Source organism: Nocardia sp. NPDC004068 (assembly GCF_042874315.1).
In the GTDB taxonomy this organism is placed as follows: Bacteria; Actinomycetota; Actinomycetes; order Mycobacteriales; family Mycobacteriaceae; genus Nocardia.
Map to the genome: position 1 here is coordinate 468,000 of NZ_JBIAMW010000004.1, position 24,737 is coordinate 492,736.

Annotated in this window: 23 protein-coding genes; 8 read left to right on the forward strand and 15 right to left on the reverse strand. The window is 68.2% G+C overall.

Features of this window, described 5'->3' with window-relative positions:
* Positions 1-41 precede the first annotated feature (41 nt).
* The 5 genes from ACFYTQ_RS12790 to ACFYTQ_RS12810 form a co-directional block, all read right to left on the reverse strand.
* Positions 42-1,238: a glycosyltransferase family 4 protein gene (locus ACFYTQ_RS12790; RefSeq protein ID WP_387359951.1), complete on the reverse strand. Its 1,197-nt coding sequence runs from the start codon at positions 1,236-1,238 to the stop codon at positions 42-44.
* Between the two features lie 148 nt (positions 1,239-1,386).
* Entirely contained in the window at positions 1,387-2,004 is a 618-nt protein-coding gene (locus tag ACFYTQ_RS12795; RefSeq protein WP_387359953.1) for a class I SAM-dependent methyltransferase, read from the reverse strand.
* Positions 2,005-2,065: 61 nt separating this feature from the next.
* Positions 2,066-3,031, reverse strand: coding sequence for a non-homologous end-joining DNA ligase (gene ligD, locus ACFYTQ_RS12800; protein ID WP_387359955.1), 966 nt, complete (start codon positions 3,029-3,031; stop codon positions 2,066-2,068).
* Positions 3,028-4,482 (reverse strand): sodium:solute symporter, encoded by a 1,455-nt coding sequence (locus tag ACFYTQ_RS12805; RefSeq protein WP_387359957.1) that lies wholly within the window; start codon positions 4,480-4,482, stop codon positions 3,028-3,030. The genes ligD and ACFYTQ_RS12805 overlap by 4 nt, the downstream gene beginning before the upstream one ends.
* Entirely contained in the window at positions 4,479-4,772 is a 294-nt protein-coding gene (locus tag ACFYTQ_RS12810; RefSeq protein WP_387359959.1) for a hypothetical protein, read from the reverse strand. Before ACFYTQ_RS12810 ends, ACFYTQ_RS12805 begins: the two co-directional genes overlap by 4 nt.
* 534 nt (positions 4,773-5,306) lie before the next feature.
* On the opposite strand from ACFYTQ_RS12810, the gene ACFYTQ_RS12815 reads away from it, so the two are divergent.
* The 6 genes from ACFYTQ_RS12815 to ACFYTQ_RS12840 are packed head-to-tail and all read left to right on the forward strand — an operon-like array spanning position 5,307 to position 9,053.
* A complete protein-coding gene (locus ACFYTQ_RS12815; RefSeq protein WP_387359961.1) occupies positions 5,307-5,618 on the forward strand; it encodes a hypothetical protein in 312 nt (103 codons plus the stop codon).
* Positions 5,615-6,370 (forward strand): F0F1 ATP synthase subunit A, encoded by a 756-nt coding sequence (gene atpB, locus ACFYTQ_RS12820; protein ID WP_387359963.1) that lies wholly within the window; start codon positions 5,615-5,617, stop codon positions 6,368-6,370. The genes ACFYTQ_RS12815 and atpB overlap by 4 nt, the downstream gene beginning before the upstream one ends.
* A gap of 46 nt (positions 6,371-6,416) precedes the next feature.
* Positions 6,417-6,665: a F0F1 ATP synthase subunit C gene (locus ACFYTQ_RS12825; RefSeq protein WP_387359965.1), complete on the forward strand. Its 249-nt coding sequence runs from the start codon at positions 6,417-6,419 to the stop codon at positions 6,663-6,665.
* 5 nt (positions 6,666-6,670) lie between these two features.
* Positions 6,671-7,180, forward strand: a complete 510-nt coding sequence (locus ACFYTQ_RS12830; RefSeq protein WP_387359969.1) for a F0F1 ATP synthase subunit B — start codon at positions 6,671-6,673, stop codon at positions 7,178-7,180.
* Positions 7,177-7,752, forward strand: a complete 576-nt coding sequence (locus ACFYTQ_RS12835) for a hypothetical protein (protein WP_387359971.1) — start codon at positions 7,177-7,179, stop codon at positions 7,750-7,752. The genes ACFYTQ_RS12830 and ACFYTQ_RS12835 overlap by 4 nt, the downstream gene beginning before the upstream one ends.
* Positions 7,753-7,805: 53 nt before the next feature.
* Positions 7,806-9,053, forward strand: coding sequence for an amidohydrolase (locus ACFYTQ_RS12840; RefSeq protein WP_387359973.1), 1,248 nt, complete (start codon positions 7,806-7,808; stop codon positions 9,051-9,053).
* Between the two features lie 18 nt (positions 9,054-9,071).
* On the opposite strand, the gene ACFYTQ_RS12845 is transcribed toward ACFYTQ_RS12840, so the two are convergent.
* The 7 genes from ACFYTQ_RS12845 to ACFYTQ_RS12875 form a co-directional block, all read right to left on the reverse strand.
* Positions 9,072-10,169 (reverse strand): type I restriction endonuclease, encoded by a 1,098-nt coding sequence (locus ACFYTQ_RS12845; RefSeq protein WP_387359975.1) that lies wholly within the window; start codon positions 10,167-10,169, stop codon positions 9,072-9,074.
* Positions 10,170-10,201: 32 nt separating this feature from the next.
* Positions 10,202-11,368, reverse strand: coding sequence for a hypothetical protein (locus ACFYTQ_RS12850; protein ID WP_387359977.1), 1,167 nt, complete (start codon positions 11,366-11,368; stop codon positions 10,202-10,204).
* Positions 11,365-12,450 (reverse strand): hypothetical protein, encoded by a 1,086-nt coding sequence (locus ACFYTQ_RS12855; protein WP_387359979.1) that lies wholly within the window; start codon positions 12,448-12,450, stop codon positions 11,365-11,367. The genes ACFYTQ_RS12850 and ACFYTQ_RS12855 overlap by 4 nt, the downstream gene beginning before the upstream one ends.
* 264 nt (positions 12,451-12,714) lie before the next feature.
* Entirely contained in the window at positions 12,715-13,635 is a 921-nt protein-coding gene (locus ACFYTQ_RS12860; protein WP_387359981.1) for an NADP-dependent oxidoreductase, read from the reverse strand.
* A gap of 62 nt (positions 13,636-13,697) precedes the next feature.
* A complete protein-coding gene (locus ACFYTQ_RS12865) occupies positions 13,698-14,906 on the reverse strand; it encodes a serine hydrolase domain-containing protein (protein WP_387359983.1) in 1,209 nt (402 codons plus the stop codon).
* Between the two features lie 10 nt (positions 14,907-14,916).
* Entirely contained in the window at positions 14,917-16,389 is a 1,473-nt protein-coding gene (locus ACFYTQ_RS12870; protein ID WP_387359985.1) for an AMP-binding protein, read from the reverse strand.
* A 19-nt stretch (positions 16,390-16,408) separates the two neighbouring features.
* A complete protein-coding gene (locus ACFYTQ_RS12875) occupies positions 16,409-17,944 on the reverse strand; it encodes an MFS transporter (protein WP_387359987.1) in 1,536 nt (511 codons plus the stop codon).
* Between the two features lie 123 nt (positions 17,945-18,067).
* Here ACFYTQ_RS12875 and ACFYTQ_RS12880 point away from each other — a divergent pair, with 123 nt between their 5' ends.
* Positions 18,068-18,385: an ArsR/SmtB family transcription factor gene (locus tag ACFYTQ_RS12880; protein ID WP_387359989.1), complete on the forward strand. Its 318-nt coding sequence runs from the start codon at positions 18,068-18,070 to the stop codon at positions 18,383-18,385.
* A gap of 32 nt (positions 18,386-18,417) precedes the next feature.
* Here the strand turns inward: ACFYTQ_RS12880 and ACFYTQ_RS12885 are convergent, their stop codons facing one another.
* Together ACFYTQ_RS12885 and ACFYTQ_RS12890 are read right to left on the reverse strand one after the other, a co-directional pair.
* Positions 18,418-19,611, reverse strand: coding sequence for a 3-deoxy-7-phosphoheptulonate synthase (locus ACFYTQ_RS12885; RefSeq protein ID WP_387359991.1), 1,194 nt, complete (start codon positions 19,609-19,611; stop codon positions 18,418-18,420).
* Positions 19,608-20,630, reverse strand: a complete 1,023-nt coding sequence (locus ACFYTQ_RS12890) for an FkbO/Hyg5 family chorismatase (protein WP_387359994.1) — start codon at positions 20,628-20,630, stop codon at positions 19,608-19,610. The genes ACFYTQ_RS12885 and ACFYTQ_RS12890 overlap by 4 nt, the downstream gene beginning before the upstream one ends.
* A gap of 457 nt (positions 20,631-21,087) precedes the next feature.
* On the opposite strand from ACFYTQ_RS12890, the gene ACFYTQ_RS12895 reads away from it, so the two are divergent.
* Entirely contained in the window at positions 21,088-22,251 is a 1,164-nt protein-coding gene (locus tag ACFYTQ_RS12895; RefSeq protein ID WP_387359996.1) for an NADP-dependent malic enzyme, read from the forward strand.
* Here the strand turns inward: ACFYTQ_RS12895 and ACFYTQ_RS12900 are convergent.
* Positions 22,248-24,632 carry a LuxR C-terminal-related transcriptional regulator gene (locus ACFYTQ_RS12900; protein ID WP_387359998.1) on the reverse strand — a complete coding sequence of 795 codons (2,385 nt, stop codon included), beginning with the start codon at positions 24,630-24,632 and terminating at the stop codon, positions 22,248-22,250. The genes ACFYTQ_RS12895 and ACFYTQ_RS12900 overlap by 4 nt on opposite strands.
* Between the last annotated feature and the right edge of the window lie 105 nt (positions 24,633-24,737).

Genomic DNA, 24,737 nt, shown 5'->3' on the forward strand with positions numbered 1-24,737 from the left:
ACGGGCGTGCGGTCGTCGACCGCACGCCCGGGCACCTCGAACTACGGATTCGCGACCACGCTCAGGCTGCGATCGAACGCCCGCGCGGTCGGCACGCTGCGCGCGCCCGCGGTCGAAAGACGCGGCGGCCGAGCGCAATCCATGGCCGCGTAGTACGCCGCCTCGTACCCCGCGCCGAGCTGATCCACCGAGAAGTGCTCGACCACGCGGCGGCGGCAGGCGATCGGATCCAGCTTGGCGGCCTCGGCCATGGCCGCGGGCAGCTCGGCCGGATCGTCACAGATGAAGCCCGTGACGCCGTCCTCGACGACCTCCGACACCGCGCCGCCGCGCAACGCCACCACGGGGGTGCCGCAGGCCATCGCCTCGATCATCACGATGCCGAACGGCTCCTCCCACCGGATGGGGAACAGCAGGCAGCGCGCCTGGGACAGCAGCAGCCGCTTGGCGACCGCGTCGGCCTCGCCGAAGACGACGTCCTTCGGGCCGAGCAGCGGCTGCACCGCGCGCCTGAAATACGATTTCTCCGCAGGCTCATTCATTTTGGCGGCCAACACGAGTGGCAAATCTGCGGCATGCGCCGCCTCCAATGCCAGATCGGGTCCCTTGTAGGGAGCGTAGCGGCCGAGGAAGAGTGCGAAATCCTGCTTTTCCTTCTGGAACGGCCATTCGCTCGGAAGCACCGCATTGTAAACGCGCCCAACCCAATTCAGGGCGGGCGCCAACGCACGCTGCCGATCGCTGATCGCCACGAGTTGGGACGAATCGTCGAGCGCGCGGTAATACGACTGCTCCTCGCCGTCGACGGGTCCGTGCACGGTGACCACGGTCGGGATGCCGAGCGCGTGGTACACGGGGGAGTTCAGCGGACCGGCGAAGGTGTGGTCGTGCACGACGTCGATGCGCTCGGTGGCCGCCAGCTCGGTGACGATCTTGCGTACCTTGAGAGCATTGAGTACCTCGGGGAACGGCTCGCCGAGCCGCTCGGCCAGGATCTTGTCCCAGACCCGGATGAATCGGGTTGCCGCGGTTCCGGATCGGCCCGCGCCGAGCAACGTGACTCGATGCCCGCGGGCGACCAGTGCGTCGACCAGTTGCGCCACCACGGCTTCCACGCCGCCGTATCCGGCGGGTGGAACCTCGAAATATGGTGGGGCCACCATGACGATATTCAGCGGCGCACCGGAATCCTGAATGTTGTAAATCAGGGAATCGGAACCGGACGGGGTACTGCTCATGGTACTGCCTCCTCAACGGTGTGAAGCTGCTACCAAGACAGGGCCTTCTTACGCGACACTCGCCCGCAGGATGTGATACCCAGCACAACTTCGGCTAACCCTCACACCATTGAATTCGGACATCCCCGACACCGATTCGGTAAATGGCTCAGCCCAGGCGTCGCACCGCGAGGACATTGTCGAGCAGTGTCGCGGGCCGCCCGTCCGGATCGGTCGTCGCCCGCTCGCGCGCCTCGCGGATCTCGGACCGCCACGCGGCCGCGTCCAGGTCCAGCGCCGCGTACACCTCGTCCGGGGTCGAGAAGCGCGTGTGCTCGTGCGCGTGCTTGGACCACGGCGGCGCCGCCCCGTGATCGACGACGAGCAGCAGCCCGCCGGGCACGAGCGTGTGCGCGGCCTTGCGCAGGATCTCGGCGCGCGGGAACTCCACCGGCGACTGGAAGAACTGCGCCGACACCAGGTCGAACTCCCCGTCGGGGAAGCTCGTCTCGAGATCGTGCCGCTCGGCCCGGATGCGCTCGGCCACTCCGTGTTCCGCGGCCGCCTTCCGTAGCCGGCCCAGCGCGACGTCGGTGATGTCGACCGCGGTGACCGCCCAGCCGCGCTCGGCCAGCCAGATCGCGTCGCCGCCCTCGCCGCAGCCGAGGTCCAAGGCCCGGCCCGGCGGCAGCTCGCCGACGATGGTGGTGAGCCAGGTGTTGGGCCGTCCGCTCCACACCTGGTCCCGCTCGTTGTACAGGTTGTCCCAGAACCGCTGGTCGCTCATGTCACCACCCTGAGCGATCGAAGGTCGGATCGACAACTTTCGTTGCCGAATCGGCAAAAGACTACGACGCCGGGTCGGCCCGCCGGGCGCGGGCGCGGCGCTTGCCCTCGTGCATGGCCTGCACCCGGGCGACCGGGATCGTATGCCCCTCCTCGACCAGATCGGCCGGAAGCGCTTGCGGCGCGGGCATTTCCGTGGCCCACGGATCGGCCTCGCCCAGCGCGGCGACGGCGGTGCGGACGGTGAACTCGCGCGGGGTGATCCGCTCCAGATCGTCCCAGGCCAGCGGGAACGACACCGTCGCGCCGGGCCGCACGCGCGGACTGTAGGCGGCCACCACGGTCGCGCCGCCCGCGCGGGTGGAGTCGAGGAAGACCTTGCCGCCCCGGTCCTCGCGAATGAACGCGGTCGTGGCGAGATCGGGATCGAGCCGTTCGGCGCGCGCGGCGACCGCCCGGGTGGCGGCGGCCGCGTCCTCGATCGAGGTGCCCGCGCGCACCGGGACGAAGACGTGCACGCCCTTGGAGCCGCTGGTCTTCACCGCGCCCGCGAGTCCGTCATCGGCCAGCGCGCGGCGGATGAGCTGCGCGGCCAGCACGGCCTGCCGGAACGGTTGTCCCTCGGGCGGATCGAGGTCGAGGACCAGATGCGTCGGCCCCTTGCTGTGATCGCCGAGCAGCAGGGTCGGGTGGTATTCGATGGCCCGCTGATTCCCGAACCACAGCAGCGTGCGCAGGTCGTCGCAGACCGCGTAGGTGACCTCGCGCCGCGAACTCTCCGCCCAGATCGTCATGCGCGGCACCCACTCCGGGGTGTATTTGGGCAGGTTCTTCTGCATGAACGGCTCCTGCCCCGGCCGCACCCGGACCACCGACAGCGGTCGCTCGCGCAGCTGCCGGACCAGCCGGTCGCCGACCGCCTCGAGGTAATCGATGAGATCGCGCTTGGTCGCGTCGGCGCCGTCGAACAGCGGCTTGTCCAGATTGGTCAGGTTCACTCCGGCGCGGACCTCGTCGCTGCTGCTCATGGCCTCACCCTGCCCGTCGCCGCTCGGCCGGTCAACCGTCCGACCGGCAGCGCGCTCACCGCGGCCGCGACGGCCACATTGGCGGCCAGCGCGATCAGCCCACCGTTGATGCCGTACAACGGATCCCGGCCCGCGGCGTGCAGTCCCAGCACGACCCCGGTCCCGACGACCAGCCCGGCCACCACGCCCGGCGCGGTCAGCCGCCGCCAGTACAGCCCGAGCAGCACCGCGGGCAGCAGCTGCGCCACCCCCTCGTAGGACAGCACCGACAGATTCACCAGCGCCTCCGGATAACTCACCGCCCCCAGCAACGCGATCGCGCCGACCACCAGGCACACCAGCTGCGAACGCCCGCGCTGCCGGGCGGCGCCGCTCGATCCGCCGCCGAGAATCGTTCGGCCCCACAGGGTTCCGATGGCGATGAGGAACACACTCATGGGCACGATCGCCGACAGCGCCCCCGCGATCCCGATCACCGCCACCAGCGGGGCGGGCAGCGAATCGGTCACCAGCTGATACAGCGCCAGATCGGAGTTGCTCAGCGCCGGGAAGACGAACAGCGCGGCCGCGCCGATCAGGATGGGCACCACCAGCAGCAGCTGGTACCACGGCAACAGGAACGAATTGCGCCGCAGCGCGGTCGGATTCGACGCGGAGAGATATCCGGCCACCGTGGTCGGGAAGATGCAGATCGTGACGACGTTCAGCAGAATCGTCGACACGTACCACGCCGCCCCGAAGGTTCCGCCGCCCGCGCCGGGGAAGGTCAACCATCGCGGCCGTTCCGTCACGAGACGATTCAACAGCGCCCCCGGACCGTCGAAGTAGTGCCAGGGCACCCACACCGCGAGGAACACCACCGACGCCACCGCGAGTCCGTCCTTGAGCACGCTCACCCACGCCGAGCCCCGCAGACCCGACGCCAGGATGAACGTCTCGGCCACGACGAACGACACCACCGCCGCGACCCGCAGATCGATCGCGCCGTAACTCATGGCGTGCACCACCACGCCCATGCCCTGAATCTGCAACTGCACGTACGGAACAAGGAACGCCGTGCACAACACCGCGACCACCACCCCGAGTGCCCGCGAACCGAACCGGTGCTCGGCGATGTCGGCGATCGACACCAGTCCGTGCCGGGCGCAGTAGGTCCACAGCAGCGGCGCCACGAAGTAGGCGACCACCAGGCCGGTGCTCAGATACGCGATCAGATAGAAGATCGGCACCCCGTACCGATACGACCACCCGGCCGCGCCGAGGAAGGAGAAGCTGGTGTAGGACTCGCCCGCCATGAGCAGCAGCACGAACAGCGTGCCCAGCCCGCGGCCCGAGATCGACCACTCCGTCAGCGATTTGGCGCGTCCCCGCCCGGACCACACGCCGATGGCGACCGTGGCGGCCATGGCGAGCGCGAACAGCGAGACGGCCACCGCCGCCCGCCCGCTCACGCGCGGTCCTCGGGCGCGTCGTCGACGGGCACGAATTCCGGTGCGCCGCTTCGGTAGGCGGGATCGAAGCGCGCCACGAAGGCGATCAGCGGCCCGGTCAGCGCGGTGACGACGAGCAGGTAGAACACCAGGAACGGGATGCCGAACACGCGCGGCTCGATGCGGTCGGCGACCACCGGCGCGAGGCAGTAGGCCAGGCCGGGCAGCACCAGCAACCACAGCACGGGGCCGCGTCGGCGCAACGGAATCGCCGGTGCGCGAAGGTCGTCCGGCCCTGCGGGATCGGCCATGGATGTCCCTTCATGATCGCGTCGCTTCTTCTGGTCACCTTCGCCGATCCGGGCCCGCACCGCCAGCCGGTAGGGGTGTGTCGGGGGCTGGTTGTCCCTTTGGTCCGGATTGCTGACAAGGAACCGACGGGTCGGCTTCGCGTAGGGTTGCCTGACCGTAACCGGCTGTTCAGGAAGCTGTGAGCTACGGCACAGATGTCCGATTCATCCTTTTTGTGAATGGAGACGACTTTTCGACGTGCCGATTTCCGATTCGCCCGAAATGTCTTTTACTCGCCCGAAAGTAGCCCGAATGGATGGAGTGCCCGATAGCTACACAATACCTGTCGCGCTTCCGTATGCACATTTCAAGATCATGTAAACGAAGATCAAAAGTCTTGGCACGGAATGGCATCCGCATGTGTAAGCTGACGATCAATCACGAACCCACTACGAGGTGGGGTGACGGGCGAGGACGGTGTCGTAGTGGACGTCGACAGACTCCGAATGCGCCGAGTCGCGGTAATCGCGACCGCGCTCGGTGTACTGGCTCTGATGATTACCGGCGCATTGGATCGGGTGCTGCTGGGCGTATTCATCTGTGCCGGACTCGGTTTGGGCTGGCTCAACGCGCGGCTCACCTGGAAGTCCATCACCAATGTCATTCGGTCGGAAACGGCGAGCAAACAGGCCCTGATGGCCTCGACCGCCGTGCGCCTGCTCGGCCTGACCGTGATCGCCATCGTGGTGGCCCTGCTGACGCGGCCCAACGGGATCGGAATCTTCTTCGGGCTGGCCCTCTTCCAGGTCGTCGTGGTCCTCCACACCGTGGTCCCCGAATGGAAAGGGCTGCGCCAGACATCATGAACACCGCGTTCCTGCTCGCCGAGGAGGCCGAGCCGAAGATCAAGGTCGGCCACCACGCGGTGGCTCACCTGTGGGGCATGACCTTCAACGTCGACACCATCGTGTCCACGGTCGTCGCGGCGGTGATCGTCATCGCGCTGGCCGTATTCGTCCGGATCAAGATCACCTCCGGCGTGCCCAACGGGGTACAGCTGTTCTTCGAGACGGTGACGATCCAGATGCGCGATCAGGTCGAGGCGGCCATCGGGCTGCGGGTGGCGCCGTTCGCGCTGCCGCTGGCGGTCACGCTGTTCACCTTCATCCTGCTGTCGAACTGGCTGTCGGTGCTGCCGATGCAGTACGGCGACGGCGAGCTGATCGCCCCGCCCGCCTCCGACGTCAACTTCGTCTACGCCCTGGCGCTGTTCGTGTTCCTGTTCTATCAGGGCGCGGGCATCGCGCGGCGCGGTCCGCTGACCCATGCCAAGCAGTTGTTGAAGGGCCACACCGGCTGGGGTCCGATGGTGTTCATCAACATCATCGAGGAAATCGCCAAGCCGTTGTCGTTGTCGCTGCGATTGTTCGGCAATATGTTCGCCGGTGGCGTCATGATCTCGGTGATCGCGTTGTTCCCGTTCTGGATCAGCTGGGGTCCCAACGCCATCTGGAAGTTGTTCGACCTTTTCGTCGGCGCGATCCAGGCGTTCATCTTCTCGCTTCTGACCGTGCTCTACTTCAGTCAATCCATGTCGCTGGAGCACGAAAACCACTGACCGACTCTTCATTCGAAGAGAAAACGTTCGAGAACAGGAATGAAACATGGCAGATCCAGCGATTGTCCAGGGCGCACTGATCGGCGGCGGCCTCATCATGGCCGGCGGCGCGATCGGCGCGGGCATCGGTGACGGCATCGCGGGTTCGGCGTTGATCAACGGCGTCACCCGCCAGCCCGAGGCGGAGGGCCGCCTGCGCGGCAACTTCTTCCTGACCGTGGGTCTGGTCGAGGCCGCGTACTTCATCAACCTGGCGTTCATGGCGCTGTTCGTGTTCGCGACACCAGGAGCGTAGAGCTCATGGCCCAGCGAACGGATGTCATGGCCGAGGGGAACTTCCTCATCCCCAACGGCACCTTCTTCGCCGAGTTGTTGATCTTCCTGATCGTGCTCGGGGTCATCTGGTTCTTCGTCGTTCCGCCGATCCGCAAGGTGCTGGCCGAACGGGAGGCGCGGGTCGAGGCGACCACGGCGAACAACAAGGAAGCGAAGGAGACGTTCGCCGAGGCCGAAGCCCGCTATCAATCGGGACTCGAGAAGGCCCGCGCCGAAGCCGCCGAGATTCGCAATCAGGCGCGCGCCGAGGGCCGGGCCATTCTCGAACAACTCCGGTCCGAGGCCCAGGAGGAGGCCGACCGGATCGTCGCCGAATCCGCCGCGCAGCTGCGGGCGGAGGCCGACCAGGTGTCGGCGGAGTTGCGGCAAGAGGTCGAACCGCTGGCCGAATCGCTGGCGCAGCGCGTTTCCGGTGTCAACGGCCAGCGCGCCGGAAGCAGCGCCGGGCGGCAGAGGGGACAAGCGTCGTCATGAATCACACCGTCGGCATCGTCGCCGCGGGGCCGTACCAGATCACCTTCGACTGGCCGGTCTTCTTCAGTCAGCTGTTCGCGTTCGCGGTGATCGTCTTCGCGATCTGGAAATGGGTTGTGCCCATTGTGAAACGGCTGATGGTCCGCAACCAGGAGGCCATCCGCAAGCAGCTCGAGGAGAGCGACCAGGCGACCCAGCGACTGACCGACGCCAAGGCGGCCTACGACAACGCCATGGCCGAGGCGCAGAGCGAACTCGAGCGGATGCGGGTGGACGCCCGCGCGGACGCCGAACACATCATCGCGCAGATGCGCGAGGCCGCGGCCACCGAGGTCGAGCGCGTCCGCAAGCAGGGCCGCGACCAGATCCTGCAACTGCGCCGCCAGCTCATCCGCGATCTGCAGACCGACCTCACCGCGGCCATGCTGGACCGCACCGAGGAGAAGGTCCGCGTCAAGATCGACAACCCCGAGGCCCGGTCCGAGAGCATCGAGCGTTTCCTCGAGGAGCTCGAGATTTTGGCCAACGGCGAACACGCCGTCCGTCGCCAGCCGCAGTCCCGCTGGAACTGATTCGTTGTGCACGGCTCGGGCCGTGAGCACCGCGAGGCGAATACCCTCGAAGTATGACCCGAGCCGCGCTGAATCTCACCGACCAGCTCGACGCCATGCGTGCCGATCTCGGCGAGCTCTACCGCGATCTGCACGCCCATCCCGAACTCGCCTTCGCCGAACATCGCACGTCGGCCGAAATCGTCCGTCGCGCAACGGCTCTCGGCTACGAGGTGACCGCCGACGTCGGCCGCACGGGCGTCGTCGCCCGGCTCGCCAACGGCCCCGGCCCGACCGTGCTGCTGCGCGCCGATATGGACGCCCTGCCCGTCCGGGAGCAGACCGGCCTGCCCTACGCCTCCACCGCCACCGACCCCGAGACCGGCGGCCCGGTCATGCACGCGTGCGGTCACGACATGCACGTGACCTGTCTGCTCGGCGCGCTGCGCGTGTTGGCGGGCGCGCGGCAGTCCTGGTCGGGCACGATCGTCGCCGTCTTCCAGCCCGCCGAGGAGAACGGCAGGGGCGCCGAGGCCATGATCGCCGACGGCCTGTTCACCCGCTTCGGCAAGCCCGACGTGGTCCTGGCCCAACACGTCGGCCCGTTCCCGTACGGCATGGTGGCCCTGCACCCCGGCCCCGCCCTGGCCGCCACCGACGCCCTGCGAATCACGTTGCACGGCAAGGGCGGTCACGGCTCCCGCCCCGAAACCGCGGTCGACCCGGTGGTGATGGCCGCGGCGACGGTCCTGCGCCTGCAAACCATCGTCTCCCGCGAGATCAGCGGCACCGACACCGCCGTCGTCACCGTCGGCGCCGTCCACGCGGGCACCGCCCACAACATCATCCCCGACCGAGCCGAACTCCAACTCAACATCCGCACCTTCACCCCCACCGTCCGCACCCGCGTCCTCGCCGCCGTAGACCGCATCGTCCGCGCCGAATCCGCCGCCTCGGCCGCCCCCCGCGACCCCGACATCGCCCCCATCGACACCTTCCCCGTCCTGGTCAACGACGAATCCGCCGTCGACCGCACCGCCACCGCCCTCCGCGCGGCCCTCGGCCACGACAAGGTCGTAGACCCCGGCCCCCTCACCGGCAGCGAAGACTGCGGCCTCCTCGCCACCGAATCCCAATCCCCCCTCTGCTATTGGTTCTTCGGCGGGGTGGACCCCCAACACTTCCTGAACGCCCTCTCCGCGGGCACGGTAGAACAGGACATCCCGTCCAACCACTCTCCCCATTTCGCGCCGGAGCCGGAACCGACGATCGATACGGGGGTACGGGCAATGGTGACGGCGGCGTTGGAGTGGCTGGATTGAGCCCGCGGCCCGATCCGCTCAGCCGTAGTTCTTCACCGTAGCGAGCAGTCGATCCATGTGCCGGTAGAGGTCGACGACATTGCCGATGTCGTGCCGTTCGCCGTCCTTGCCGTTCTCGAATGTGGTGATGAATTTGATGCTCTTGCCGTTGAGGTGAAGGCGCACAATCGGTTTGCGGTTGTTGTCGTCGAGCAGGACCGCGAAGTACGCCTTCGCGTCGCGATAGCACACGCGCGCCGGATCGATCTCCTTGGCGAGGATCGCGCGCACGATATTGAAGCCGTCGAGTTCCTCCTCGGTGGTGACGACTCCGTCGTCGGTGACCGGCTTCGGCTCGAGTGCGCGTGCCGGGTCGGCCGCCGGGGCCTCGGAGGGAGCGGCGATGACCGCGCCGGTGTTGTCGCCCAGCGCGGTGTTCAGCCGGTCACTGACCTGATCCGCGATGAACTGCGCCGCGGCCTTGGACACCAGCGGCCGGAACTGGTCCACGATCCGCTGGGTCGCCTTGCCCTCGTAGACGCGGCTGACGAAGTATCGGATCCAATCCTCGGACGGGGTCTTGATCTCCTGGGTCAGCAGCCGCTTGATCTGCCCGATGTACTTCAGCTCCTCCGCCGCGCTGACGATCGAGTCGAGATCGAACGACTCCTTGGACAGCTTGGCCACCTCGGGTACGAGAACGTTGTCCATATCGAGGATGTCGAACACCAGGAACGGTTTCGAGTCCATGATGTTGGGCCGGTCACCGTCGGTAAAGACTTGGTACTCAAGGCCATTGGTGAGGATCGCGATCCGAGCCGACGTGACCGCGAAGTACCGGAAGAGCTGCGAGGCGTGATTGATATTGAGCGGCTCGCCGATCTTCTTGCACTCGATCAGAATCTGGATCGCGCCGTCCCGCAGGATCGCGTAGTCGATCTTCTCGCCCTTCTTGGTGCCCACATCCGAGACGAATTCGGGCACCACCTCGGCCGGATCGAAGACGTCGTAGCCGAGAACCTGGGCGATGAACGGCATGACGAGTGCGTTCTTGGTCGCCTCTTCGGTGCTGACCGCGGATTGCGCGGACCGGAGCTTCGCGGCGATGGTGTTGATGCGGTCGAGAGTGTTGGCCATGGTTTTCTTTCTCGGGTAATCGGTGAAAAGTGTTATGCGAGAGGTAATTTCGGGACACGGAGCGCCAGATCGTCCCATTCGGACGCGGAATGCCCTGTCGCCGAACGCGTATCGATGATCACGTCTACGGCCGCCCATCCGGCGCGAATCAGCGCGGGCAACTGGAGATGCCGGATCGTCGCCGGATGCAGCACGCCGCGTCGACTGCGCACGGCGAGCAATCGTGCCGTCGTCTTCCCTGCCGCGGACGCGGCGACCAGCGCGTGCGCCGCCAACAACAGCTCGTTCTGTTTGCGTTGCCAGGGAAGTGTCAGGAGGGCGAAAGTGTTTGACTCCCTGATGCTTTCGGCGCAGACATGCGTTCGAACGACGAGTTCGGTGACGACGGTCGAGAAGGTGGGAGCGACCGTCGCGCTGCGCAAATTCCACCCCTCACCCGCCCGCATGCCGGAGTAGGCGTGCAGGGCGAACTGCCGCGCCGTCTCGTTGCCGCTCTCGTAGAGCAGCGACATTCCCGGGATCGGAAGGCTCATCGGCGTGAGGAAATCCGCGGCGAGGTGCCGCATGAGCCGCAGCCCCGCGTCCGGCCAGTCCTCCACCTGCTCGAATCGATTGTCGACCCGCTCATCGATCCGTCGACCGTTCTCGTAGCGCACGCCCTGGAACTGACCGTCCATGATCTGCCGCAGGGTGGTGAAGGTCCTAAGCAGATCGTGCCCACCGGATTTGACGCGGTGCGCGCGACCGCCGAATCCCGGACCCATGTAGTCGATGGGCAGGCGCTTACCGGCTCGCTCCCAGCCGCGCACGCGCTCTGTTTCCGTGAGACGCCGCAGGCGAGTGCCGGTGCTCCGGTCGACGGCCGTGTCGAACCAGACGCAGAGCGCGCCGATGAGGCCCGCGACCCCCACGGCCGCGAAATCCCCGGTCGTCCACGACCGCCGGTGACGTTCACGCCAGGCGTGGAGTTCGTCGCGTTGTTCGTCGGTCAGGGCGGCGTCGAGATCCACTTCCGTCCAACCGAATCGGTCGCGAAGTTGGTCGTTGAACGCGGTGATCTCCGGGTAGGTCAGGGGCCGTTCCGCGACGGGCAACTGCTGAGGTCGAGGCTCGTCCGACAGGGCGTCGTCCATTGCCTCGTCGATCGCGGCCAGACAGCGCGCGAGAGAGTCGAGGTTCCGCTCGAAGTCGTCGGTCATTCGACGGCCATGGCGGGTATGCGATCCAGCACGACGTTCACCGCCGCGCGTTCGTGACGAACGGTCTCCAATTCCGAACGCAAACTGTTCAATTCGTCGTCGCTTCGCATGAGGTCGGACCGTAGCTGTGCCACTCGCGCCCGGAGCGCGTTGTTCTCCTCCCGCAACGTCCGATTGTGCTCCTCGAGTCCGACAATGCGTGCGGACAACAGATTCGCCTTCTTGGCGAGTTCGTCGGCGGCGGTGTGCAGACTCGACACGACGCGGCGCATCTTCTGGTCCCGGTCCTCGGATTGCAGGAGGACCGCGCGGGCGAGCAGATCGATCTTCACCGCGTCCATGGCGATATTCCCGCTGCCGAGGCGGCTGTATCGGAAACCGGCTCCCGCGGCCCCCGCCGCCGTCAGCCCGCCGACTCCGGTCACGAGCATGGTGCCGCCAGCGATTCCGAAACCGCCCGCGGCGAGTGAACCCCCGCCGAGCATGGCGAGCCCCGCGGAGGTGGCCGCCGCCCCGCTGAGCCCGAGTGTGCCGCCGATGGCCGCACCCACCGCCGGGGCGGCCATTCCCCCGGTGAGGACTCCCGCCCCCAGGCCCACCGCGGTCACCGCGGCGACCCGACCCCATCGAATGGATCTGCGCCGCAATTGTTTCAGGACGATATCGAATTCCCGTTCCAGCATGGCGAGATCCGCCGCGTCCGCGCCACCGAGATCTCGCGTGGCCGCGGCGAGTTCGTCTTTTCGAATCTTCGCCACCCACTTGGCGCCGTCCGGCCAGGGATCGAACACCATGAGTTCGATCAGTACCGTCACCGCACGGGCACGGTCGTCCACGAAAGCGGCACGGCGCGCGGCCGATTCGATGATGCCGTCGGCATCCGACGACACGTCTCCTGTCGGTCCCGCCATTTCCGCGAGGAATCGCCCCGTGGCGGAGACGAACTGCTCGAAGAACGGTGCCTTCGCCGCGACCGATTTCGCATTGCCGTCCGCGTCGATATCCCGCCGCATCATCCGCACCTGCAAACAACGCAAGGCCGCGATATCGAGCGGAGACGATTCCGCTGGCTCGTCGATCACTGGTCCCCTTCCGATGGCAACGCCGAGACGGAAGGACAGCCGAGATCCCCACGACCCCAAAAAACTGCATACCAACACATTCCGCTCGGCAGCGGGCTGCCTCGGCCACCCACCCGCCGAAGTCATCAGCACCCATATCGGGTTGCGCGGGGAAAAGTTACGGGGCGCTCGGGACCGGAGTTCAGGGCATCGGCGGACAACGGCTTGTCCTAACCGCCTCCGACCGGCCGTCTGGCGAGGTGTGCTCGCTCGGGAAGGGGGAGCTTACGGCAGCACGACCAGTTTCCCTCGGGTATGTCCGGACCGGCTGGCGTCCAAGGCTTTTCCGACCTCCGGGAGGATGAACGTCCTGCTCACCTCCACCCGCAGCGCGCCTCGCTTCGCCAGGTCCGCCAATTCGGTGAGTTTGGCGCCGTTCGGCCGGACCCAAATGTAATGGCCGCCTTCCTTTTCCACCGTATCGTCGGTGGTGGAGGTGTGGCGGCCTCCCTCTGCGAGGATCGCGCGGGTGACGTCCAGTTGGCCGCCTACGAAGTCCGCTACCGTGGTGACCCCATCCGGAGTCAACTCCCGAATCCGCTCGACCTCACCCTCCCCATACGCCACCGGCTCCGCGCCCAACTCACGCAGGAAGTCGTGATTGCGTTCGGAGGCTGTGCCGATCACCCGGGCGCCTCGGTCGCGCCCGATCTGGACCGCCAGGCTGCCCACCCCGCCGGAGGCGCCGTAGACGACGAGGGTGTCGCCGGGGGCGACGTTCATGCGGTCGAGGCAGCGTTGTGCCGTCATTCCGGCCAGGGGTAGGCCGCCTGCCTGGGCCCAGTCGAGTTCGGCCGGTTTGCGGGCGACGTGGTCGGCGGCGACGGCCACGAATTCGGCGAAGGTGCCCGCGTGGACGACGTCCTTGCGGGCGTAGGCCATGACCTCGTCGCCGACCGTGAATTCGGGGGTGTCCGGGCCGAGGGCGACGACCTCGCCCGCGACGTCCCAGCCGGGGATGACCGGGAAGACGGCCTTCAGCATCGGTTCCAGGTAGCCGGCCATGACCTTCCAGTCGACCGGGTTGACGCCCGCGGCCCGGACCCGGATCAGTACCTCGCCCGGACCCAACTTGGGGTCGGCGACCTCGGTCACGCGCAGGGGCGCGTTGTCGGTGGCGAAGGAGTCGTAGGTGGCGGCGCGCATCGGATCAGCCTCCTCGGTCGGGTTCCGGTCGAGGAGGCGATTCCCGATTCACCGGCTTCCATTCACCAGCGATACGCCTGGTACACGAACTGCCGCAGGCGGCTGAACATCGGCAGCACCCGGGACGGGAAGATCTGCGGGACGACGATCGCGCTGACCCCGGTCGACGGGTCGACCAGGAAGTTCGCGCTGCCCGCCGACAGCCACGAATACTCCCCGGCCCGGGTGAGCACATGACTCTGCCCGGGCGACTTCATCACCAGGAAACCGAGCCCGAATCCGGCCGCGGGCATGGCGTCGGTGATGGCCGGAACGCCGAGCAGACTCGGGAACGACCCCAGCACCGCGTCGCCGGGCAGATGATTCGTCCGCATGGACTCGACGGTCATCGGCGAGATCAGCTGATCCGACCCGATCCGCCCGTCGTTGGCGAGCAGCCCGAGGAACTTCGTGTAGTCCTCCGCGGTCGTGTACAGCCCGCCGCCGCCGGACAACAGGATCGGATCCTCGGTCGGGTAGGCGCTCATCGGCGCGACCAGCTCGATGCCGTCCGGGCCGGGCGTGTACATGGCGGCGTAGCGGTCCTTCGCGCTCGCGGGCACGTGAAAGGCCGTGTCCCGCAACCCCAATGGCTCGAACAACGTCTCGCGCAGGAATTCGCCGAACGACTTGCCCGACACCACCTCGATCACCCGGCCGAGCACATCCGTACTCAACCCGTAGTTCCACCCCGTCCCGGGCTGGAACCGCAACGGCAACTCGGCCCAGTGATCCACCGCCTCGGCCAGCCCCACGCCCTCCGGCGACCCCCACCCGTAACCGGCCTCGATGTAGAGGTGGTCGACGGGATGGGTGTGATGGAATCCGTACCCCAGCCCGGAGGTGTGGGTCAGCAGATGCCAGATCCGCACCGGCTCCACCAGCCCCTCGGTCACCGGATCGACCACCCAGCCGTCCCGGTAGACGCGCGAGCGCGCGAACGACGGAATGTATTCCGCCACCGGATCATTGAGCCCGACGAGCCCCTGCTCGACGAGCGTCATGAACGCGACCGAGGTGATCGGCTTGGACAGCGAGAACGATTTGAAGATGCTGTCGGTCCGCATCGGCCGCCCCTCGGCGACATTCGCCAGCCCGCCGCTCGAGGTGTACTCGATCTCGCCGTGCCGGGCCACGATCGCGGTCCAGCCGGGGATCCTGCTCGTCGACACCAGCCGCCCGAAGTAATTATCCAGCGCGGCAAGACTTTTCACATCCAGATGCATGGTCATTCCTTCTCGCTCACCCGAGCTGCCGGACGTCGCGGCGGGACAGTTTGCCGCCCAGGATGTAGGGGAGTGCGTCGAGATATCGCACCTCGCGCGGAACCTTGTGCGGCGCCAGCGCTTTCGCGGCCGCGGCGAGCAGCCGACGTTCCAGTTCCAGCTCCGACACCGCGTCGTCGGCACGCACCACGTAGGCGCGCAGCCGCCGCTCGCCGTCGGGCCCGCCGACCGTGCACACCGCCGCCTCCCGCACGGCGGGCGACTCCAGCAGCACCGACTCCACCTCGGCCGGGTACACGTCGCGCCCGGCCACGGTCTCGACATCGTCCGCGCGCCCGAACAATTGGAGGTACCCGTCGTCGTCGAGCCGCGCGATATCGCCGGTGGCGTACCACTGCCCGGCGAGCCGCACCGGCGGCACCGACGCGTCCTTCGCGCCGAGCGAGATCGTGGGTCCGAGCACCTCGAGGCTGCCGATCTCCCCGGCGTCGATCGGTTGCCCGGACTGCCGATCGACCACCCGCACGGCGTAGGGGCCGATCACCCGCCCGACCTTCTGCGGCCGGTAGTCGGCCCCGGCGTTCACCGCGACCGCGTGCCCGATCTCCGTGGTGCCGAAGATGCCGGTCAGACTCGATCCGAGCAGGGCGAGCAGGTTGTTCTCCACCGCGGTGTTGAGCACCTCGCCCGCGGTCACCGCGATCCGCAGCCGTTTGAGCGCGTCGGCCCCCGGCTCGCGCAGCAGGGTCGCGAAGTAGCTCGGAATCGCGTAGAACACGTCCACCGAATGCCGTTCGATCAGCCGCAGGGCCTCGGCGGGCACCAGCCGGGAGTCGGTCCCGTTGAGGACGGTCGACGCGCCGCGCAGCAGCGGGAAGAAGACCGCGTTGCCGAGCCCGTAGGCGAGGTAGGTGCCCGACGCCGACAGGCAGACCTCGCCCCGGGCGATGCCCAGCGCGTTGCCGACGCCGTTGTCGAAGTGCCGGATGTCGCCGTGCGTGTGCGTCACCAGTTTCGCGGGACCCGTTGTGCCGGAGGTGAATACGGAGAATGCGGGAGTGTCGTCGGTGACCGCGGCGATCTCGGTGTCGGCCCGTTCCCCGGCCAGCTGCTCCGGCCACAGCGCGACGCAGCCGTCCGGCACCTCGAATTCGCGGTGGCGCACCACCACCGACGCGCCGGAGCGCAGCGTGCCGTCGGCCAGTTGCTCGGTCGTCGCGTTCCCGTTGAGCGGCACCGCGATCGCGCCGATCCGCAGGGTCGCGAGGAACACCGTGACCAGATCGATGGTCTCGGGCAGGATCAGGCACACCCGGTCACCCGCACCGATCCCGTACCCGCGCAGTGCGTGGGCGGCGCGGGCCGTCCGTTCGAACAGGTCCGCGTAGCTGTGGTCCCGCTCGGCGGTCCGATAGGCCGGGCTCGAAAGCCAGCCTCCCGCAACGGCTCTGGTCTCTATCTCGGCAACGAAATTGGAACTGGCAGACACGATGACACCTTCTCGTTCACTATCTCGGTGACTTCCCGCCGTGCAGGAACAGCGCGGCGAGCAGGCCGACCAGCCCGGCGACGAGCGGCAGGAACATGCTCTGCGCCATGGCGGTCGCGAAATCGGTTCGCAATCCGGGGATTTCGGAGGGCAGGACGGCCGGGCCGGAGGTGGCGGTCCGGGCCGCGGATTCGGACAGGTGATGGGCGAGATTCGTCTGGACCAGCGCGCTCATGGCGGCCGCGCCGAGCACCGCGCCGGTCTGGCGCAGCGTGTTGAACACCCCGGAGGCCGCGCCCATCAGATCCGGCGACAGCTCACGCATGGAGTAGGTGGCCAGCGGGGCGAGCACGAACGCGCCGCCGAGACCGAACACGCCGAAGCCCAACGAGACGAACAGGATCGAGCGATCCGCGTGCAGCGCGTACTGGAGGATCGCGGTGCCGATCGCGGCCACCAGGAAACCCGACACCGCGACGTAGCGCGGGACCGCCCGGCCCACGATGCGCGACACCAGCGGGGCCAGCACCACCATGATCGCCGCCATGGTCACCGTCGTGAACGCCGTCTCCATGGTGTTCAGCCCCGCGACCCGCTGCAGGTAGTACATGATCGGGATGACCTGGGAGTTCATCACCACCGCCATGGCCGCGATGCCCAGCACGCCGAGGGAGAAGTTCAGGCTCCGGAACAGCCGCAGCGGAATCAGCGGCTCGATCCGAATCCTGTTCTGCCAGAACACGAACGCGCCCAGCGCCGCGAGTCCGGCGACGAGCATCGCCCACACCCGGCCGTCCCAGTGCAGGCTCTCGCCCTGCTGGAGGGCGAAGATGAGCAGGAACACCCCGGCCCCGCTGAGCACGACGCCCAGCACGTCGAAGCGGCGGCTGTGCGTCTCCAGCTCCGGGATGAACCGGAAAGCCATTGCGAGACCGATGATTCCGACCGGCACGTTGATCAGGAAGATCCAGTGCCAGCTCACCGTGCTCACCAGCAGCCCGCCCAGCAGCGGCCCGGCGACCGTCGCGATCCCCGACACCGCGCCCCACGCGGCCATCGCCGAATGCCGCCGATCCGCGGTGAACACCCGGTTGATCACCGCGAGGGTCTGCGGCGTGATCAGCGCCGCGCCCACGCCCTGCACGACCCGCGCCGCGATCAGCACGCCGACCGTGGTCGACAGGCCGCAGGCGACGCTGGCCAGGGTGAACACCACCATGCCCGCGACGTACACGGTCTTGGCCCCGATCCGGTCGCCCAGCCGCGCCGCGAACAGCAGCGGCACCGAGTACGCGAGGAGATACGCGCTGGTCACCCAGATGACCGCGTTGATCGAGGTGTGCAGTTGGGTCTGGATCGCGGGCTGGACGACGACCATGATCGTCGTATCCACCTGGATCATGAAGAATCCGACGCAGACCGTCCACAGCGCGGCCCACGGTCGCGAATTCACCGTCTCGACGGCATCCGGTGGTATTCGCCTCTCGTCCACCAGCCGCGATTGATTGCCGACCACCTCGAACCCCTCCTTGGAATGCCATTCATGGGAATGCACCGAGTGACGCCGTCCGGACAGCGAAAGAAATGCGCGCGAGATACCGACAGAACCGGCCCGTGCGACACCTGCTATGCTAATCGAACAGTTTGATGACTGTCAAACTATTGGAGGTGTCCGAACATGCCGAATGTGTCGAACGTATTGCCCGAACCGGCGCTCGACGAGCTGGAAATGGTCCAGATCCTCGCGGCGCTGGCCGATCCCGCCCGGCTGACCCTGGCGAAGTACCTCTACGCCACGAGCCAGCCGGTCGAGTGCGGGGTAGCGGGCAAAACGGTCGATCTGCGCCCGGCGACGCTGTCACATCATTGGCGCATCCTCCGGGAGGCGGGGCTCACCCGGACCTTCGTCGAGGGCCGCTGCCGCCTCCTCGAACTGCGCCGCGCCGACCTGGACCGTCGGTTCCCCGGCCTGCTCGACGCGGTCCTGGGCCAGTGAACGGTTCCCGTACGGACCAGGAGCCTGCGCGGTCATATCGTCAGGGTCAGGGCCGCGGTGGCGTAGGCCGTGATGACCTGGCAGGTCTGGCCCGGGTTCAGGCGGGGATCGCAGCTGGACCGGTAGCGGCCGGTGAGCAGGTGTTCCTCGGTCACGTTCAGGCCGATGCACTCGGTCACCGCGGCGGGGGAGGTCTCGAGGTGCAGTCCGCCCGGCGCGATGCCGAGCGTGGTCAGCGTCTCCACGAATCCGACGACCTCGCCGACCGCGTCGTCGACCCGGCGCGTCTTCACCCCGGCGGCGGTGGCGAAGGTGTTGCCGTGCATGGGATCGCACACCCACGCCACCGGATGCCCGCCGTCGCGCACCGCCTCGGCCAATTCCGGAAGCCGTTCCCGGACATGCGCGTTGCCGAGCCGGAAAATGAGCGTCAGCCGCCCGGGTGTGCGATGCGGATCGAGCAATTCGCACAATTTCCGGAGGTCGTCGCCCGGCATCGACGGACCCACTTTCAACCCGATCGGATTGTCGACCGCCGCGAGCATGGCGATATGACTGGAATCGAGCCCTCTGGTCCGTTCCCCGACCCACGGGAAATGGGTGGAGGTGAGCGTTTGCGTGCCGTCGGCATTTCCGCGGATCTGCGGCACCTCGTAATCCAGCACGAGGGCCTCGTGGCTGGACCACGGACCGTAGCCGTCGCCGGCGCGGCGGGCCGCGAGATGACGGTGCGCGGCGCGGCTGAAGTCGTGCACGCGCAGCATCCGGGTGGGTTCGTGCGCGCGTTCGGCGTGCGACGGTCCGTGCCCGTTCACGAGATCGCCTCGGTACGAAGGCAATTCGCTGCCGCCGACCCGCTCGGTGGGACTGCTGCGCGGCTTGGCGAACTGTCCGGCGAACCGGCCGATCCGCACCACCGGGCGGTCGGTGAGATCGCTGAAGTTCGCGCTCATCCGGGTGAGGAAGTCGGTCTTCGCCGCGAAATCGGCGTCGCTGGATTCGGCCAGCATCTCGGCGCAGTCGCCGACCTGCAGGATCTGCGCCCGCCCGGCCGCCACCTCGGCGAGCCGATCGTGCAGCGCGCGGACCTCCTCGGCCGCGACCAGTGGCGCGGCCCGATCCAGATACGCACGCACCGGGGCGATATCGGCGTGATCGGCCCAGTCGGGCTGTTGCAGCGCGATACCGTCGAGGCCCCACATCGAGCCGGGAATCGCCGCGCTCACGACGGCGATCCCTCGTCGAGCGGGATGAGCGCCTCGATCTCCACCAGCAGGTCGTCGCGGCAGACGTCGACATTGAGGTAGCGGGCGGTGGCCGCGCCGCCGACGGCGTCGGTCACGATGTCCCGCACGACCTCCAGATCCGCGGCGTGCTTGACGTACACCTTGAGCTGGCGCAGATCGGACAGGCTGTGTCCGCTCAGCCCGTAGTCGGCCAGATTCTCTTGTCCCACAAGGTATTCGATGTTCTCGAGCACGGTGCGGGTCTGCTTGCGGATGTCGCCGGGGTGGACGGTCGCGTGCCCGAGGATGCTCGCGGTGCCGGAGACGAACAGCTGCCGCGGCGTCGTCTCGTCCGCGTCGCGCAGGACCGTGGCGCGGGCGAAATTCGGTGACTTGGGCCCGTATTCGCGCGGGTACTCGTAGGCGGGCAGCTGCCGTCCGTTCTCGATGTGCCGGGGCCGCTGCGTGCGCGCGGCGAGCAGCGCGATCGAGATGCCGCGGCCGCGGGTGCCGATTCCCGTTGCGGCGGGGATCTTTCCGAGGCCGTCCTGGTACAGCTTGAACGCCTCGGCACGTCCGGCCACGAAGTCGCGGTAGATCTCCATCCCGGCCGCGTTGGCGTCGACGATGCCGCCGACGAAGTTCCAGACGCGAAAGATGCTGGGGTAGTTGAGGTTCGCGATGAGTTTGAACGCCGAACGATAGGCGCGGTTGGTGGCCTCGGCGTATTCGTCGAGTTCCGGGATTTGCACGGCGGCGAACAGGTACTCGTCGGTGTGGGCGTAGACGAGGTCCTCGTAGCGCCCGGCGGTGACGGGAGCGTCGACCGCCCAGGTCTCGGTGAACTCGTCGAAGCCCGGCGAGCTCATCGGTATGCGCAGCACGGGTGTGCCGCCCTCGGATATGTCCAGCGCCGAGGTCGTGCCGAATTCGATCCGAGCGAGTGTGAAAGCATCATTCGATACCCGATCGACAGGGTCGAATGTGGACCAAAGTCGTGCGGTGGGTGCCACCGACATCGAACCCTCCCCGTATATCAATAAGTGGTTCCTCGCGTCGACGAATGGATTATTCGACGCAAATCGAACTGTACCGGAGCTGGACGGGCGTGCAACCGCTGCGGAAATTGTGGGGCGGGTCACAGCGGGGTTTTCCCGCGCTTTCCGGGGAAAGTCGGCTACCGTCCGGGTCGAGCGGATAGGCGAACATCATCGCAGGTAGACATGGTTCCTCTCGGATGTGGTCTCGGTCGAACGCCTGCCCGTGATAGTTACTTCCACCCTTGTGATTACGCTGAATATAACTTCCAGCAGCCTCCCGTAACTACTCGCCCGAGTGGTTCGAGATCGCCTCCCGGACGGCCTCCCGTGGAACTACCCGATCGAGTAGTGGGCATTTCCCGCGCTCTTGGTCTAATTTCGGAAAAAGGCCGTTCGGTCGATCGTGGAATAGATCCGTGCAATCGAGGAGGCTCCCGTGAACGAAGCAGTCGCCACCACCGATATCCGCGACGAGGAGATTCTGGACTTCCATCGCGGCGGGAAACTCGTGGTCGCCCCGACCGCGCCGCTGCTCGATTCCCGGACCCTCTCGGTCTCCTACACCCCCGGCGTCGCCCGCGTCAGCACCGCGATCGCCGACCGGCCCGAACTGGTCGACGAGTACACCTGGGCGGGCCGCCTGATCGCCGTGGTCACCGACGGCACCGCGGTGCTCGGGCTCGGCGATGTGGGCCCGCGCGCGGCGCTTCCGGTCATGGAGGGGAAGGCCGGGATCTTCCGCGCGTTCGCCGAACTCAACGCGGTGCCGATCGTCCTGGACACCACCGATGTCGACGAGATCGTGCACCTGCTGACGCGGCTGCGGCCGTCGTTCGGGGCCGTCAGCCTCGAAGACGTCTCGGCGCCACGGTGTTTCGAGCTGGAACGCCGCCTGATCGACACCCTCGGCTGCCCGGTCATGCACGACGACCAGCACGGCACCGCCATCGTGACGCTCGCCGGGCTGCGCGGCGCGGCCACCCTGCTGAACGCCGACCTGACGCGGATGCGGGTGGTGATCGCGGGCGCGGGCGCGGCCGGGGTGGCGTGCGCGCGGCTGCTGCTGGCGGCCGGGGTCGGCGACATCACCCTCGTCGACTCCCGCGGCATCATCCACTCCGAGCGGACGGATCTGAACCCGGTCAAGGCGGAACTGGCCCGCCACACCAACATTCGCGGACTGCGCGGCGGCATCGCCCAGGCGCTGCCCGGCGCGAACGTCCTGATCGGCGTGTCCTCCTCGCGGGTCCCGGAGGAACTGGTCGCCAGCATGGCGGCCGACGCGGTGATCTTCGCGCTGTCCAATCCGGAACCCGAGATCGACCCCGCGATCGCCGGCCGGCACGCGGCGATCGTCGGCACCGGCCGCAGCGACCATCCGAACCAGATCAACAACATCCTCGCCTCCCCGGGCATCTTCCGCGGCGCCCTCGACGCCGGTGCGACCCACATCACCGAGGCCATGAAACTGGCCGCCACCGAGGCCATCGCGGCCATCGCGGCCGAGGACCTCGCACCGGATCGGGTGGTGCCGAGCGCGCTGGATCCCCGGGTCACCCCGGCGGTAGCGGCGGCGGTCGCGGCGGCCGCGCGGGGTTAGGTCGCGCGCCGGTACAGGTGGTGTACGAGTTCGATACGGGACGAGACCCCGAGCTTGCGGAAGATCGCGCGCAGGTGATAGTTCACCGTGTGCGGGGAGACGTAGATCCGTTTGGCCACTTGCCGATTCGTCAGTCCGGCGCCGACGAGTTCGGCGATCGCGCGCTCGGTGTCGGTGAGCAGATGCCAGCCGGAGTCCGCGTCCGGCGCGAGCGCGGCGGGCTCGGGCCGGGGCGGCGCCGACGTCGAATCCAGTTCGGCCAGATGACGTTCCGCGCAGGCACGGGCCCACGGATCGATGTGCCCGGCGATGGCCGCGCCGAGCGCCACGGGGTCCCGGTCGAGCAGGCCGCGCGCGTGCTGGGCCGCGACCGCCGGTTGCGGGTACTCGGGATTGTCCGCGGCGAGCCGTTCGGCCGCGGCCACCGCCCGCTCCGCGAGCCCGTCGTCCCCGGTGAGCTGCGCCAAGCGCACGAAGAACGCCGCCGCGCCGGGCTCCTGCACCAGCAGCGCGGGGGTGCTCTCCAGCCCGCGGGCCGCGTCGGTGAGGAATTCGGCCGCGGCGCCCGCGCCCGACCGGGCGTGGATCACCAGCAGCTCCACCCAGTCGTACTGCGGGGATCGGAAAAGTGTTCGGCCCGTGGCCAATTCGGCTCGACAACGGCGAACGTGCCCGGCCGCCGCGTCGGCGTCGCCGGATCGCAAGGCCACCAGCGCCGACACCGTATGGGTCAGCGGAACCAGCAGGGGAGTGCCCAGTTCGGTGGCGATGTCGAGGGCGACGCGGGCCTCGTCGCGGGCCTCGGCGAGGCGGCCCGCCTGCACGAGCATGCGCGAGCGGACGGTGGCGACCGCCGACAGATGCGCGCCGAGCTGCAACCGGTCGATGTGCTCGGCCGCCTCCGCGATCAGCGCCTCGGTCTCGTCGAACCGGCGCAGTTCCCCGAGTTTGGTGGCCAGCGCCAATTTGGGCCAGGCATAGGGCAGATCGGGATCGACGCCGCGCGCCGCGGCCCGGCCCCAGCGCAGCCCCTCGCGCAGTTCACCGTGCGCCCACCGCTCGTTGGACAGTACGGTGGCGGCGACGACGGCGTGCGGATCCTTGCCGACCAGGCCGCGTCGCCCGAGCACGGCCTGCGCGCGGGTGCGGGCCCGGTCCGGATCGAGCATGTACTGGCCGAACAGCAGCGCGGCCCCGGAGACGGCGGCCGTGTGCGCGCTCGGGGGTTCGGCGGCGGTGAGCACCCGTTCGGCCTCGCGCACGCCCTCGGCCGCCCGGCCGGCCATCACCAGCACATCGCTGAGCAGACAACGCAATTCGACGACCAGGTCCTCCGGCAGCGACCGTTCCAGGGTCGAGCGGGCGAGGGTGATCGCGGCGTCCAGCCGTCCGGCGGCCACCAGATTGCGCACGGCCGCCACGGCGTGGGCGTTGCGATCGAGTTCGGCGCGCCCGGTCCGGGGTACGGGCGTCCTGCGGTCGGCGTGCCGGGGGGAGCGCTCGCGAATGCGGCGGGCGTCGTCGAGCAGGGTCACCCGCGCCGCGACGGGCAGCAGCCGCTCGAGCGCGCGCGGCACGATCTCGTTGGGGAAGGCCAGCCGGTCGTCGTCGGAGACGAGCAGTTCCGCGGCGAGCGCCTCGGTGAGCGCGGGCAGCACGCCGACGGTGGTCTCGTCGAGCAGTTCCAGGGCTTCGGCGAGTTCGAAGGAGGGGCCGAGCACCGCGCCCGCGCGCAACAGCTGACGGCATTTCTCGGAATGCTCACGCAGCCACGCCCGCACGGTCGCGAGGACCCGCTCCGGCAAGGCGGCCGAGCGCAAAGCCACACGGCCACCGCGTATTTCGAGGTGTCCCTCCGCGCGCAGCCCCGCCGCGAGATCCACGATCAGGCGGGGATTGCCGTTGGCGGCGGCGAGGTACGCCGACAGCTCGTCCTCGGGCGTCGCCCCGAGCACATCGGCGGCGACCAGCGCGGCCGCCGCGTCGTCGAGCGGCCGCAGCGGTACGCGGATGATCCGGTCGTAGGCGTCGGCCCGTACCACGGGGCCGTAGCCGCTGGTGGGCGGCGGGTGGACCTCCAACACCGCCGACAGCGCGACATACCCGCCCGCCGTCTCGGCGGCCCACGCCGTCGAACCCAGCAGCAGCGCCGCGGAATCCACATCGTCGGTGCCCAGCACGATCGGCCGCGCCGGATTCGCCCGCGCGAGCGCCAGCCCCTCGTGCAGCAACCGGCTCTTACCCATTCCGCGTGCCCCGTCGATCACGAGCACCCGCCCGAAATCCCCACTGGCCTCGGCCAGGAATTCGCGTATCTTCTCGATCTCCGCCGCGCGGCCGTGCAGCCGATCGGGCCCACGGCGAGCCCCCCAGTCCTCCAACGCTGCCCCCTTCGTGCGGTCCGGCAGGCTCGTTTCCGTCTCCTGGCCCACAGCACTCGGGAACCAGGAAGAGTGGCGAGCCACGATGCCTGCCCGGTAGTCCGC

What these genes read in the sequence shown, in the direction of transcription:
- ACFYTQ_RS12825 (WP_387359965.1), top strand. Translation starts at nt 6,417, where the DNA reads ATGGCAGATCCAGCGATTGTCCAGGGCGCACTGATCGGCGGCGGCCTC.
- ACFYTQ_RS12865 (WP_387359983.1), bottom strand. Translation starts at nt 14,906, where the DNA reads ATGACCATGCATCTGGATGTGAAAAGTCTTGCCGCGCTGGATAATTAC.
- ACFYTQ_RS12860 (WP_387359981.1), bottom strand. Translation starts at nt 13,635, where the DNA reads ATGCGCGCCGCCACCTACGACTCCTTCGCCACCGACAACGCGCCCCTG.
- ACFYTQ_RS12845 (WP_387359975.1), bottom strand. Translation starts at nt 10,169, where the DNA reads ATGGCCAACACTCTCGACCGCATCAACACCATCGCCGCGAAGCTCCGG.
- ACFYTQ_RS12790 (WP_387359951.1), bottom strand. Translation starts at nt 1,238, where the DNA reads ATGAGCAGTACCCCGTCCGGTTCCGATTCCCTGATTTACAACATTCAG.
- atpB (WP_387359963.1), top strand. Translation starts at nt 5,615, where the DNA reads ATGAACACCGCGTTCCTGCTCGCCGAGGAGGCCGAGCCGAAGATCAAG.
- ACFYTQ_RS12840 (WP_387359973.1), top strand. Translation starts at nt 7,806, where the DNA reads ATGACCCGAGCCGCGCTGAATCTCACCGACCAGCTCGACGCCATGCGT.
- ACFYTQ_RS12810 (WP_387359959.1), bottom strand. Translation starts at nt 4,772, where the DNA reads ATGGCCGATCCCGCAGGGCCGGACGACCTTCGCGCACCGGCGATTCCG.
- ACFYTQ_RS12835 (WP_387359971.1), top strand. Translation starts at nt 7,177, where the DNA reads ATGAATCACACCGTCGGCATCGTCGCCGCGGGGCCGTACCAGATCACC.
- ACFYTQ_RS12890 (WP_387359994.1), bottom strand. Translation starts at nt 20,630, where the DNA reads ATGTCGGTGGCACCCACCGCACGACTTTGGTCCACATTCGACCCTGTC.
- ACFYTQ_RS12830 (WP_387359969.1), top strand. Translation starts at nt 6,671, where the DNA reads ATGGCCCAGCGAACGGATGTCATGGCCGAGGGGAACTTCCTCATCCCC.
- ACFYTQ_RS12815 (WP_387359961.1), top strand. Translation starts at nt 5,307, where the DNA reads ATGATTACCGGCGCATTGGATCGGGTGCTGCTGGGCGTATTCATCTGT.
- ACFYTQ_RS12850 (WP_387359977.1), bottom strand. Translation starts at nt 11,368, where the DNA reads ATGACCGACGACTTCGAGCGGAACCTCGACTCTCTCGCGCGCTGTCTG.
- ACFYTQ_RS12880 (WP_387359989.1), top strand. Translation starts at nt 18,068, where the DNA reads ATGCCGAATGTGTCGAACGTATTGCCCGAACCGGCGCTCGACGAGCTG.
- ligD (WP_387359955.1), bottom strand. Translation starts at nt 3,031, where the DNA reads ATGAGCAGCAGCGACGAGGTCCGCGCCGGAGTGAACCTGACCAATCTG.
- ACFYTQ_RS12795 (WP_387359953.1), bottom strand. Translation starts at nt 2,004, where the DNA reads ATGAGCGACCAGCGGTTCTGGGACAACCTGTACAACGAGCGGGACCAG.